This is a genomic window from Burkholderia pseudomultivorans, from assembly GCF_001718415.1.
Taxonomy (GTDB): Bacteria; Pseudomonadota; Gammaproteobacteria; order Burkholderiales; family Burkholderiaceae; genus Burkholderia; species Burkholderia pseudomultivorans_A.
Genome location: NZ_CP013378.1, coordinates 2,855,041 through 2,868,149, shown reverse-complemented (window position 1 = coordinate 2,868,149; position 13,109 = coordinate 2,855,041). Strand labels below are relative to the sequence as shown.

Here is a 13,109-nt window from a genome sequence, read left to right as displayed (position 1 = left end):
CCCATGTCCGATTCGCGACAAAACTTGGCCTGACATTCACGATGCGCCACATTACACTTCTTTGACGCAACAACGATCCAGAACGCACCGCCCCAGAGTGCGTCCCGCCACCTCAACTCGCTCAGCTCACATGGAAACCCGCCTCGACACGGCGGCCGGCGCCGCCGCCGCCCCGCAGCCGTCCGCTCCCCCCGCTTCCCGCACCGTCTATCCGGTGCTCGGCGCGATCAGCTTCTCGCACATGCTCAACGACATGATCCAGTCGTTGATCCTCGCGATCTACCCGATGCTCAAGAGCCAGTTCGCGCTGTCGTTCGCGCAGATCGGCCTGATCACGCTCACCTACCAGATCACCGCGTCGCTGCTGCAGCCGCTGGTCGGCCTCTATACCGACAAGCGTCCGAAGCCGTATTCGCTGCCGGTCGGCATGGGCTTCACGCTCGCCGGGCTGCTGCTGATGTCGACCGCGCAGAACTTCCCGATGCTGCTGGTGGCCGCGGCACTGGTCGGCTGCGGCTCGTCGGTGTTCCATCCGGAATCGTCGCGCGTCGCACGGATGGCGTCGGGCGGCCAGCACGGGCTCGCGCAGTCGCTGTTCCAGGTCGGCGGCAACGCCGGCTCGGCGCTCGGGCCGCTGCTCGCCGCGCTCGTGATCATCCCGCACGGCCAGCACAGCATCGCGTGGTTCTCGGCCGCCGCGCTGGTCGCGATGGTCGTGCTCACGCAGATCGGCCACTGGTACAAGAAGCATCCGTCGATGAAGAAGAAGGCCGCGTCGGCCGGCCATCCGACGCTGTCGCGCGCCCGCGTGCTCGGCGCGATCAGCGTGCTGGTGCTGCTGGTGTTCTCGAAGTACTTCTACCTGGCGAGCATCAACAGCTATTTCACCTTCTACCTGATCGACAAGTTCCACCTGTCGGTGCAGGCTGCGCAGATCCATCTGTTCGTATTCCTCGCGGCCGTCGCGGCCGGCACGCTGATCGGCGGGCCGATCGGCGACCGGATCGGCCGCAAGTACGTGATCTGGGTGTCGATCCTCGGCGTCGCGCCGTTCACGCTGCTGCTGCCGTACGCGAACCTGTTCTGGACCAGCGTGCTGAGCGTGATCATCGGCGTCGTGCTGGCGTCGGCGTTCGCGGCGATCCTCGTCTACGCGACCGAGCTGATGCCCGGCAAGGTCGGCATGGTCGCGGGCCTGTTCTTCGGCTTCGCGTTCGGCCTCGGCGGCGTCGGGGCGGCCGTGCTCGGCCAGCTCGCCGACGCGACGAGCATCGCGTTCGTCTACAAGGTGTGCTCGTTCCTGCCGCTGATCGGCGTGCTGACGGTGCTGCTGCCGAACCTCGAAAGCAGCCGGCGCGCGAAGGCGTGACGAAACGGCCGCGGTGCGCCTGCACGCGCCGCGGCCGTTCGAACGGAATGAAGAAGGAAAGCGACGGCGGCCTCAGGCCGCCGTCGTCGCATGCAGCGTCAGGAAGCGCTTGAGGATGCCGGACGAATAGCTGCTCGCGATCGCCGACAGGAAATGCGAGAACGACTGCGTCGCGTGATCGTCGGCCGTGTCGGAAATCGTGCGCACGAGCGCGAACGGCACATCGTGCTCCGCGCACACCTGCGCGATCGCCGCGCCTTCCATCTCGACCGCGAGCGCGTCCGGCAGCGCGTCGCGCAACGCGACGACCTCGCGCTCGCTCGACACGAAACGGTCGCCGCTGATCACGAGCCCGCCGTGCAGCGTCGCGCCGGCCAGCCCGAAGCGCTCGGCGAACCGTGCGCCCTCTTCCGCGACGAACAGCGCGCACGCGGCCTTCAGGCGCGCCGTCAGCGCCGCGTCGGTCGCAAAGCGCGTGATGCCGAGCAGCGGCACCTCGTAGCGCGGGAACAGCGGCGAGGCGTCGAGATCGTGCTGCAGCAGCGTATCGGCGACCACGACGTCGCCGACGCGCACCGTACGCGACACGCCGCCCGCCACGCCGGTAAACACGACGCCCGCGACGCCGAACACGTGGATCAGCGCGCTGACCGTCGCGGCGGCCGCGACCTTGCCGACGCGCGCGAGCGTGACGACGCAGGGCGCGCCATGCACGGTGCCGACGTGATAATCGCGGCGGCCGAGCGTGACGGTCTTCATGTGACCGTCGGCACGCATCGCGGCGATCAGGTCGCCGAGTTCCTCGGGAAGCGCGGCGAGCACACCGAGCGGACGCGTGGATACCGTTGAAACCATGTCGATGCTCATCATTCCACCGCCTGCAGTTTCGCGACCGCCAGCGCGAGCCATTTCTCGCCGTGCCGCTTGAATTTCACCTGCGCCTTCGCATCGGCGCCGTTGCCTTCGAGCGCGGTGACCGTGCCCTCGCCGAACTTCGTATGGAACACCTGCTGGCCGACCCGGAAGCCGGTGTCGGCTGCGCGCTGCTTGTCCGCGAACGCCGGCAGCGGCGCCGACACGGCCGCGTCGACGATCTGCTCGCGCGAACCGCCCGGCCGCGCGAACCAGTCGCGCCCGTAACCCGCGTTGTCCGACCGGCCGCCCCAGCGCGAACCGGCCTCGACCTTCGGCGTCAGCCACTTCAGCACGTGTTCCGGCAGCTCGTCGAAAAAGCGCGAACGCACGTTGTAGCGCGTCTGGCCGTGCAGCATCCGGCTCTGCGCGAACGACAGGTAGAGCCGCTCCTTCGCGCGCGTGATCGCGACGTACATCAGGCGGCGCTCTTCCTCGAGGCCGTCCGATTCGAGCACGCTGTTCTCGTGCGGGAACAGGCCTTCCTCGAGGCCGGTGATGAACACGGCCGCGAATTCGAGGCCCTTCGCCGCGTGCACCGTCATCAGCTGCACCGCGTCCTGCCCGGCCTGCGCCTGATTGTCGCCGGCCTCGAGCGACGCGTGCGACAGGAAGCCGGCGAGCGGCGTCATCGTGTCGGGGTTCTGCGCGGGATCGTCGAGCGGCGCCGGTTCGAGCACCTCGACCGACGCGTCGTCGCCGGCCGCGCCGAGCTCCGGCGCCGCGATCGCGCCCGCGCGCAGCGGAATCGAGCGCGCGGGCGTGTCGAGCCCGTAGCCTTCCTCGCTGACGAACGCGGTCGCCGCATTCACGAGTTCCTGCAGGTTCTCGAGGCGGTCCTGCCCTTCGCGCTCGCCCTGGTAGAAATCGGCGAGGCCGCTCGCGCGCACCACGTATTCGACCGTCTCGGGCAGGCTCATCTGCTGCGTTTCCGCGCGCATCTTCGCGATCAGGTTCGCGAACGCGCCGAGGCTCGTGCCGGCCTTGCCCGTCACGTACGGGATCGCGGCGGCCATCGAGCAGCCGTACAGGCGCGCGGCGTCGGCGAGCTGCTCGATCGAGCGCGCGCCGATCCCGCGCGTCGGGAAGTTCACGACGCGCGCGAACGCGGTGTCGTCGTTCGGGTTGTCGATCAGGCGCAGATACGCGAGCGCATGCTTCACTTCCTGCCGCTCGAAGAAGCGCAGGCCGCCGTACACGCGGTACGGGATGCCCGAGGTCATCAGCGTGTGCTCGATCGCGCGCGACTGCGCGTTGCTCCGGTACAGCACCGCGACCTCGCTGCGCGACAGCCCCGTGTTGATCAGCGAGCGGATCTCCTCGACGATCCAGCTCGCTTCCTGCGCATCGGTGCTCGCTTCGTACACGCGCACCGGCTCGCCGTGGCCGGCGTCGGTGCGCAGGTTCTTGCCGAGGCGGTGCGCGTTGTTCGAGATCAGCTGGTTCGCGGCGTCGAGGATGTTGCCGTGCGAGCGGTAGTTCTGCTCGAGCTTGATCAGGTTGCGCACGCGGAATTCGTCTTCGAAGTCGCGCATGTTGCCGACGTTCGCGCCGCGGAACGCGTAGATCGACTGGTCGTCGTCGCCGACCGCGAAGATCGCGTTCTCGCCGCCCGCGAGCATCTTCAGCCACGCGTACTGCAGCTTGTTGGTGTCCTGGAACTCGTCGACGAGGATGTGCCGGAAGCGCGCCTGGTAGTGCGCGCGCAGCGGCGCGTTGTACGCGAGCAGTTCGTAGCAGCGCAGCAGCAGCTCGGGGAAGTCGACGACGCCCTCGCGCTGGCACTGCTGGTCGTACGCCTGGTACAGCTCGACGAACTTGCGGTTGAAGTTGTCGGACGCGTCGACCTTGTCGGGGCGCAGCCCCTGCTCCTTCGCGTTGTTGATGAAGTACTGGACGTTCTTCGGCGGGAATTTCTCGTCGTCGACGTTGAGGCCCTTCATCAGCCGCTTGATCGCGGACAGCTGGTCGGCCGTGTCGAGGATCTGGAAGGTTTGCGGCAGCCCCGCGTCGCGCCAGTGCGTGCGCAGCATCCGGTTGCACAGGCCGTGGAACGTGCCGATCCACATCCCGCGCGTGTCGATCGGCATCATCGCCGACAGGCGCGCCATCATCTCGCGCGCGGCCTTGTTCGTGAAGGTAACGGCGAGCACGGTGGCGGGCGACGCGTAGCCCTGCTGGATCAGCCACGCGATCCGCGTGATCAGCACGCGGGTCTTGCCGCTGCCCGCCCCCGCGAGAATCAGCGCCGGTTCGTTCGGCAGCGTGACGGCGGCATATTGTTCAGGGTTCAGGTTGGCGAGCAGATCGGGCATGGAGCGGCAGCGGACGGGCGTGAAAAAAGCGGACCCGCCATTATAAGTCGGCTGCGCGCGATGCTCGGACTGCCGCGCGCGAGCGCAGGCGAATCCGCCCGCTGCGGCCGTGCGGCGGCCTCGCACGGCGCGGGCGATGGTGGGCCGATGTGCATCCATTTATAATTGTCAGATTCGGCATCCAATTCACGCATTTTTCGGCAGATTTCCAACCATGAGCGACAACACGCTTGCGAAGAGTTTCGAGCCCCACACCATCGAGTCCCAATGGGGGCCGGAGTGGGAAAAACGCGGCTATGCCGCCCCCGCCTTCGAGCCGGGTCGCCCCGATTTCGCGATCCAGTTGCCGCCGCCGAACGTCACGGGCACGCTGCACATGGGGCATGCGTTCAACCAGACGATCATGGACGGCCTCGCGCGCTATCACCGGATGCTCGGCGAGAACACGCTGTGGGTGCCCGGCACCGATCACGCGGGGATCGCCACGCAGATCGTGGTCGAGCGCCAGCTCGACGCGACCGGCGTGTCGCGCCACGATCTCGGCCGCGAGAAATTCGTCGAACGCGTGTGGGAATGGAAGCAGCAGTCGGGCTCGACGATCACCGGCCAGGTGCGCCGTCTCGGCGCGTCGACCGACTGGTCGCGCGAATACTTCACGATGGACGACAAGATGTCGGCCGCCGTGCGCGACGTGTTCGTCGCGCTCTATGAACAGGGCCTGATCTACCGCGGCAAGCGCCTCGTCAACTGGGATCCGGTGCTGCTCACCGCCGTGTCGGATCTCGAAGTCGCGAGCGAAGAGGAAAACGGCCATCTGTGGCACATCCGCTACCCGCTCGTCGACGGCTCCGGCTCGCTGACGGTCGCGACCACGCGTCCCGAGACGATGCTCGGCGACGTCGCGCTGATGGTCCATCCGGAGGACGAGCGCTACGCGCACCTGATCGGCAAACGCGTCACGCTGCCGCTGACCGGCCGCGAGATCCCGGTGATCGCCGACGACTACGTCGATCGCGAATTCGGCACGGGCGTCGTGAAGGTCACGCCCGCGCACGACTTCAACGACTACCAGGTCGGCCTGCGCCACCAGCTCGCGCCGATCGAGATCCTGACGCTCGACGCGAAGATCAACGACAACGGCCCCGAGCAGTATCGCGGCCTCGACCGCTTCGACGCGCGCAAGGCGATCGTCGCCGATCTCGACGCGCTCGGCTTCCTCGAGTCCGTGAAGCCGCACAAGCTGATGGTGCCGCGCGGCGACCGCACCGGCGTCGTGATCGAGCCGATGCTGACCGACCAGTGGTTCGTCGCGATGACGAAGCCGGCGCCGGAAGGCACGTTCCATCCGGGCAAGTCGATCACCGAGGTGTCGCTCGACGTGGTGCGCGACGGCCAGATCAAGTTCGTGCCGGAAAACTGGACGACCACCTACTACCAGTGGCTCGAGAACATCCAGGACTGGTGCATCTCGCGCCAGCTCTGGTGGGGCCACCAGATCCCGGCATGGTACGGCGAGAACGGCGAGGTGTTCGTCGCGCGCAGCGAGGAAGACGCGCGCGCCAAGGCTGCCGCACAAGGCTACACGGGCGCGCTCAAGCGCGACGAGGACGTGCTCGACACGTGGTTCTCGTCGGCGCTCGTGCCGTTCTCGGCGCTCGGCTGGCCGAACGAGACGCCCGAACTGCAGCACTTCCTGCCGTCGTCGGTGCTGGTCACCGGTTTCGACATCATCTTCTTCTGGGTCGCGCGGATGGTGATGATGACCACGCACTTCACGGGCAAGGTGCCGTTCCACACCGTGTACGTGCACGGCCTCGTGCGCGATGCGGAAGGCCAGAAGATGTCGAAGAGCAAGGGCAACACGCTCGACCCGATCGACATCGTCGACGGCATCGACCTCGAGACGCTGGTCGCGAAGCGCACCACGGGCCTGATGAATCCGAAGCAGGCCGCGACGATCGAGAAGAAGACGCGCAAGGAATTCCCGGACGGCATCCCGGCCTTCGGCACCGATGCGCTGCGCTTCACGATGGCGTCGATGGCGACGCTCGGCCGCAACGTGAACTTCGACCTCGCGCGCTGCGAAGGCTATCGCAACTTCTGCAACAAGCTGTGGAACGCGACGCGCTTCGTGCTGATGAACTGCGAAGGCCACGACTGCGGGCTCGACAAGCCGGAAGCGTGCGGCGCGGGCGACTGCGGGCCCGGCGGCTATCTCGACTTCTCGGCGGCCGACCGCTGGATCGTGTCGCTGCTGCAGCGTACCGAAGCCGACATCGCGAAGGGCTTCGCCGACTACCGCTTCGACAACATCGCGAGCAGCATCTACAAGTTCGTGTGGGACGAGTACTGCGACTGGTACCTCGAACTCGCGAAGGTGCAGATCCAGAACGGCACGCCCGAGCAGCAGCGCGCGACGCGCCGCACGCTGCTGCGGGTGCTGGAGACGGTGCTGCGTCTCGCGCACCCGGTCATTCCGTTCATCACCGAAGCGCTGTGGCAGAAGGTGGCGCCGCTCGCAGGTCGTTATCCGCAAGGCAAGGCCGAGGGCGAAGCGTCGCTGATGACGCAGGCCTACCCGCTCGCCGCGCCGGAGAAGATCGACGAAGCGTCCGAACAATGGGCGGCCGACCTGAAGTCGATCGTCGACGCGTGCCGCAACCTGCGCGGCGAGATGAACCTGTCGCCGGCAACCCGGGTGCCGCTGCTCGCGGCCGGCGACGCCGAGCGCCTGCGCGCATTCGCGCCGTACGTGCAGGCGCTCGCGCGCCTGTCCGAAGTCCAGATCCTCGCGGACGAAGCCGCGCTCGACAAGGAGGCGCAGGGCGCGCCGATCGCGATCGTCGGCCCGAACAAGCTGGTGCTGAAGGTCGAGATCGACGTCGCGGCCGAGCGCGAGCGCCTGTCGAAGGAAATCGCGCGCCTGACCGGCGAGATCGCGAAGTGCAACGCGAAGCTCGGCAACGAGGCGTTCGTCGCGAAAGCGCCGCCCGCCGTGGTCGAGCAGGAACAGAAGCGTGTCGCCGAATTCCAGAGCACGCTGGAAAAATTGTGCGCGCAGCGCGATCGGTTGCCTGCGTAACAAACGGTAAGGCTGTTTGCGTTCACTATAATGCGAACGTGAACATAGACAGCTGACAAGTCGATTACATCAATAAAGGTTCGATCATGTTGAAAGTCACCAAGGCGGTATTCCCCGTGGCCGGTCTGGGCACGCGGTTCCTGCCGGCAACGAAGGCGAGCCCGAAGGAAATGCTGCCCGTCGTCGACAAGCCGCTGATCCAGTACGCGGTCGAGGAAGCCATTGCAGCGGGCATCACGGAGATGATCTTCGTGACCGGGCGCAGCAAGCGCGCGATCGAGGATCACTTCGACAAGTCGTACGAGATCGAGGCCGAACTCGAGGCGCGCGGCAAGGAGAAGCTGCTCGAGCTCGTGCGCAGCATCAAGCCGAGCCACGTCGACTGCTTCTACGTGCGCCAGCCCGAAGCGCTCGGCCTCGGCCACGCGGTGCTGTGCGCCGAAAAGCTGGTCGCGGACAACCCGTTCGCGGTGATCCTCGCGGACGACCTGCTCGACGGCAACCCGCCCGTGATGAAGCAGATGGTCGACGTGTTCGACCACTATCACAGCTCGGTGATCGGCGTCGAAGAGATCCCGCCGTCGGAGACGAAGTCGTACGGCATCGTCGACGGCAAGGAGTGGGAAGAGTCGATCATCAAGATGTCGGCGATCGTCGAGAAGCCGGCGCCGGAAGTCGCGCCGACGAACCTCGGCGTGGTCGGCCGCTACGTGCTGAAGCCGCGGATCTTCGATCACCTGCGCGCGCTGAAGCCGGGCGCCGGCGGCGAACTGCAGCTCACCGACGCGATCCAGGCGCTGCTCGCCGACGAGCAGGTGCTGGCCTACAAGTACCAGGGCACGCGCTACGACTGCGGCAGCAAGCTCGGCTACCTGAAGGCGACGGTCGAATTCGCGCTGCGCCACCCGGAAGTCGGCGCGGACTTCGACACGTATCTGCGCACGCGCGACGGCGCGCACCCGGCCGCCTGAATGCGCGGCAAGGGCCGGCCCGCGGCGGGCCCGGCCCTCCCCTGACAGGCCGCGCGCGTCAGTGCGCCGCGGCCGGCTTCACCGAGACGACGCCCGGCATCGCGCCCGCGTCGTCTTTTTTCGTCTCGACGAGCCAGCCCTGCCCGAGCTCGAACGGCAGTTTCGCGAGCGCGCTCTTCACGAGCGTCGGCGCGGCCTGCTGCGCACCCGGTTCGCGGTCGCGCAACGCGGCCGACACGCGATAGACGTCGGCGCCCGATTTCGCATCGACGAAACGCAGCGTCAGCACATGGCGATACACGGTGCCCGCGAACGGCAACGCGAGCGGCGCCGGCCCGTCGACCGTCACGCACGCGCTGCTCGCGCCGCCGCACTGCTCGGCCGTTGCCGCGACCCGGGCCGGCTGCGTCGCGTATGCGATCGTCAACCGGTAGCGCGCATCCTTCGACGACTGCGCATCGAAGCCGTGGCGCGCGAGCTCGTCGCGCACCAGCGCTTCGATCTGCCGGTATTCGGCGTCGTCGGCCTGTGCGGCCGTGCGCACGACCTCGTAGCCGTGCGCGTCCGCGGCGAAGGCGCCCGGCTGGCCGAGCGCGCTCACGCCGGTCGTGACGCCGGCGCAGCCCGTCAACAGCGAAGCCGCCAGCGCGGTCGCCGCCCATTCCTTTCTCATGACTTCCCCCAATGCTGCCGTCGTGCCCGGCCCTGTCAGGCGGACGGCTCGTCGATCGCGGGCAGCGACACCGTCACCGCGGTGCCGACGCCCACTTCGCTGTCGACCGACACGCTGCCGCCGTGGCGCGTGACGACCGTCTTCACGAATGCCATGCCGAGCCCGGAACCCGAGATCTCGGGCCGCTCGCCGGCATGGAATCGCTTGAAACGCTCGAACAGATGCCGCTGATCCTCCGGCGCAATGCCGTACCCCTGATCGCGAACCGTGCAGAACATCCGTTTCGATGCGTGCTCCACCGTCAGCGTACACGTGATCGTCGTGTCGGACGGACTATATTTGACCGCGTTGTTCAGCAGGTTCACGAACGCGCGCGTGATCAGCGAGCGATCCGCGCGCACCCAGCACATGTCCGTGCCGACGTCGGTGTCGATGCGGATGCGCTTGGCCTGCGCCTGCGGCCAGACCTCGTCGCTCGCGTCGATCAGCACGTCGACGAGGCTCGTCGTCTCGAGCTGGTACGCCTGCGACTCCGCGCGTGCGAGCTGCACGAACTCGTCGGCCAGCGACAGCGCGCGATGCGCGTAGCGCTCGATCCGCGCGAGCAGCGCGCGCATCGAATCGGTTTCCACGCGGTCGCGCTCGATCTCGACGAGCGCGAGGATCGACGACTGCGGCGAGCGCATGTCGTGCGACAGCAGGTGCAGCGCTTCCTCGCGCTGCCGCTCGGCCGCATGCAGCTCGGTCACGTCGACGAGGCCGGCGATCCAGCCCGTCACGCGGCCCTGCGCGTTCGTGCACGGCGCGTAGCGTAGCAGATGGTCGAGACCGTCGCGATCGCGCACCTCGATGCCGCGCGCCATCGCGTCGTGCTCGGCCCCGATCGTCGGGTCGAGCGCGGCCGGCCAGTGGTCGCGGATCGCGACGTCATGCTCGGCATTGCCGTCGACGGTCTTCACGAAGGTCAGCTCGCCGAGCGCCGCGCGCAACGGCCGCCCTTCCGGCAGCGGCAGCGCGAGCCGCGACCCGTAGCGCTTGGCCGCATGATTCGCGATCAGCACGGTGCCGGCCAGGTCGGTGACGAAGATCGGCTCGGGCATGCTGTCGAGGCTGTCCCACACGAAGCGCTTCATGTCCTGCACGCGCTGCGCGGCCTGCGCCATCAGCGCCATCTGCCGCTCGAGCACGTCGCCGCCGACGCTGCGCGTGCGCGGCGCCTCGGGCAGCAGGTGCGGTTCGTCGGCGAGCCGCTGCAGCTCGCGCCGCAGATACGACATCGTCATCTCGAGGCGCCGCCAGTTCCAGATCGGGTAGACGACCACCAGCCCGAAGATCGCGGGCGCGGGCGACAGCCAGATGCGCGTCTCGAACAGCAGCGCCAGGCTCGCGACGACGGCGAGCGCGGCCAGGCTCAGCGTCAGCAGCAGCGAGCGCCACGGCGACAGCATCAGGAAGCCGCCGAGCAGCACCGCGAGCGGCAGCAGCGACGCGACGAACAGGCCCGCGCGCGATGCGGGCGAGATCGCGGTGCCGGTCGCGAGCATGTCGAGCACGCTCGCGTGGATGTACACGCCGGCGAGCGGGCCGAAGTCGCCGGACACCGGCGTCGCGAAGCGGTCGTAGAGGCCCGACGCGGTCACGCCGACCACGACGATCTTGCCGCGCAGCGCGTCGGGCTTCACGCGCCCTTCGAGCACGTCGTCGAACGACAGCGTCGGATACGCGGGCGTGTTGCGGCTGAACGGGATCAGGTAGCGCCCCTCGCCGGCCGCGTCGCGCGACAGGTCGTGCGCGTGCGGGCCGGGCGCGCCGCCGGCCGGATGCAGCTTGCCGGCCGAGATCGCGCGATACACGGGCACCATCAGCTGCGGCCAGCGGGTGCGGCCGTCGCTCTCGAACAGCGCGACGCTGCGCACGATGCCGTCGGGATCGACTTCGAGATTGATATGGCCGAGCCCCATCGCGCGCGCCGCGAGCGCGGCCACGGGCGGGTCGACCGTGCGCGTGCCGTCCGGCTGCTCGGGACTCAGCAGCACGGGCAGGAAGGTCGGTACGCGGGCTATCGCGTCCGCGAACGCGCGGTCTTCCGACGAAGGCTCCGTAAACAGCACGTCGTAGACGACGGCGGCCGGCTGCGCGCGCGCGAGCGTATCGAGCAGCCGCGCATGCACGTCGCGCGGCCACGGCCAGCGGCCGAGCGCCGACACGCTCTGGTTGTCGATGTCGACGACGACGACGTCGGGCGACAGCGGCAGGCTGCGCAGCATCAGCAGCCGGTCGTAGATCAGCCCGTCGACGCTCGACGACAGGCGGCCGAGCGCGCACGCGAGAATCACCGCGACCCCGAGGCAGCCGATCGCGATCCACTCGATCAGGAAGCGGCGCCCGAGGCGCCGACGCGGAGAAACGGAATCGGGTTTCATGCGCCGCGGATCAGCGCGACAACGTAAACGCGCCAACCGGACTCGTCTTCTCGTAGAACTTGCCGCCTTCGAACTCCTCGACGGTCACCGCCCAGAAATAATCGCCCGGCGGCAGGTGCGCGACGGTGATCTGGCGCGACTGCAGCGCGACCTGGTCGACGATCGGCGCGCTCAGGTCCTTCGAGCGCGACAGCACGAACCGGTAGCGCGCCTGCTCGCCCGCGCCGTTCGGCGACCAGCGGAACACGTAGCCCTCCGCGCCCGGCGTGGCGGTCGCGTCGAGCCCCATCAGGCGCCGTTCGAACGCGTAGATGCGCGGCACGCCCTCGAGGCCGTTGCCGTCGATCGCGGCGATCCGCACGAAGTAGGTCCCGTTCGGCACGTCGCGGAAGACAGCGTGCGGCGCGTCGGTGCGCATTTCACGGAACAGGTCGAGCATGCCCGCGTCGTGCGCGAGTTCCACGTGATACGCATGCGCCTGCGCGAGCGGCGCGAGGTCGAACGCGACCTCCGGCTCGTCCTGCACCTTGTCGGGATGCGTGAGCGCCGGCGCGGCCAGCAGTTCGACCGGCGCGCCGACCGCGCCGGACGAGGTCGCGACGCTGCCGAAGTTCGCATGCACGAGCGTCGGACCGGCCGGACGCCGGTTGCCCGCGACGCCGACCGTGCCGTCGAGCACCTCGACGCGCGTCGTCGCGTTGCCGGCCGCGTCGTAGTTGACGCGAAAACGCGTGCCGCGCACGCCCGCGACGACCGACGGCGAGCGGATCTGGAAGCGGTCGTCGCGCTTTTTCAGATGCGTGACTTCGCTGTCGACCGCCCCGCGCGTCAGCTCGAACTCGCGATCGAGCGTGCCGGTCAGCACGGTGCGGCGCAGCGTCTTCAGGTCGAGCTGGCTGTCGGGCGGCAGGCTCATGTGCGTGCCGTCGGCGAGCTCGAGCGTCACGAAGCCGTTCGCGCCGGTGCGCACGCGATCGCCTTCGCTGAGCGTCGAATCGGCCGCAAGCGGCGCGTAAGCGTCGCCCGTGCCGCGCTCGGCGGTGCCCTGCACCGCGACCACGCGCGCGCTCAGCCGCTCCTTGCGCAGCCGCGCGAACGGCAGCTTCAGCGCGATGCCGGGCTGCAGATGCCGCGGCTCCGGCACGTGGTTCAGCTGCTGCAGCAGCTGCCAGTCGTCCGGGCCCTGCAGGTAGCGCGCGGCGACGTCGTACAGCGTATCGCCCGCCTGCGTGCGGTAGACGACCGTCTTGTCCGCCGCGGCAGGCGGCTTCGCCGCGGCGAGCTGGGCCGCCAGCGCGATCGCGACCGCGCAGGCCGCGCGCAGGCCGACGGCGCGCACCCGCGTGCGCGGCGCGATTCCGGCG

8 protein-coding genes are annotated in these 13,109 nt (G+C 68.6%); 3 read left to right on the top strand and 5 right to left on the bottom strand.

Features of this window, described 5'->3' with window-relative positions; genetic code table 11:
* Positions 1–130: 130 nt before the first annotated feature.
* Positions 131–1,369 (top strand): MFS transporter, encoded by a 1,239-nt coding sequence (locus tag WS57_RS25500; RefSeq protein ID WP_009692435.1) that lies wholly within the window; start codon positions 131–133, stop codon positions 1,367–1,369.
* A 72-nt stretch (positions 1,370–1,441) separates the two neighbouring features.
* Here the strand turns inward: WS57_RS25500 and WS57_RS25495 are convergent, their stop codons facing one another.
* Positions 1,442–2,239 (bottom strand): 5'-methylthioadenosine/adenosylhomocysteine nucleosidase, encoded by a 798-nt coding sequence (locus WS57_RS25495; protein WP_059600860.1) that lies wholly within the window; start codon positions 2,237–2,239, stop codon positions 1,442–1,444.
* Positions 2,236–4,596 (bottom strand): UvrD-helicase domain-containing protein, encoded by a 2,361-nt coding sequence (locus WS57_RS25490; RefSeq protein WP_040127219.1) that lies wholly within the window; start codon positions 4,594–4,596, stop codon positions 2,236–2,238. The genes WS57_RS25495 and WS57_RS25490 overlap by 4 nt, the downstream gene beginning before the upstream one ends.
* A 214-nt stretch (positions 4,597–4,810) precedes the next feature.
* On the opposite strand from WS57_RS25490, the gene WS57_RS25485 reads away from it, so the two are divergent.
* Positions 4,811–7,678, top strand: coding sequence for a valine--tRNA ligase (locus tag WS57_RS25485; RefSeq protein ID WP_040127218.1), 2,868 nt, complete (start codon positions 4,811–4,813; stop codon positions 7,676–7,678).
* Positions 7,679–7,764: 86 nt separating this feature from the next.
* The gene (gene galU, locus WS57_RS25480) at positions 7,765–8,649 is read left to right on the top strand and encodes a UTP--glucose-1-phosphate uridylyltransferase GalU (protein ID WP_040127217.1); all 885 of its coding nucleotides are present in this window, start codon (positions 7,765–7,767) and stop codon (positions 8,647–8,649) included.
* 58 nt (positions 8,650–8,707) lie between these two features.
* On the opposite strand, the gene WS57_RS25475 is transcribed toward galU, so the two are convergent.
* From WS57_RS25475 to WS57_RS25465, 3 genes are read right to left on the bottom strand one after another with little or no spacing between them, the layout of a single operon-like run.
* Positions 8,708–9,322 (bottom strand): DUF4136 domain-containing protein, encoded by a 615-nt coding sequence (locus tag WS57_RS25475; protein ID WP_040127216.1) that lies wholly within the window; start codon positions 9,320–9,322, stop codon positions 8,708–8,710.
* A gap of 35 nt (positions 9,323–9,357) precedes the next feature.
* The gene (locus WS57_RS25470) at positions 9,358–11,745 is read right to left on the bottom strand and encodes a CHASE2 domain-containing protein (RefSeq protein ID WP_069244994.1); all 2,388 of its coding nucleotides are present in this window, start codon (positions 11,743–11,745) and stop codon (positions 9,358–9,360) included.
* A gap of 10 nt (positions 11,746–11,755) precedes the next feature.
* Positions 11,756–13,102, bottom strand: a complete 1,347-nt coding sequence (locus WS57_RS25465; RefSeq protein ID WP_409070479.1) for a FecR family protein — start codon at positions 13,100–13,102, stop codon at positions 11,756–11,758.
* Positions 13,103–13,109 lie beyond the last annotated feature (7 nt).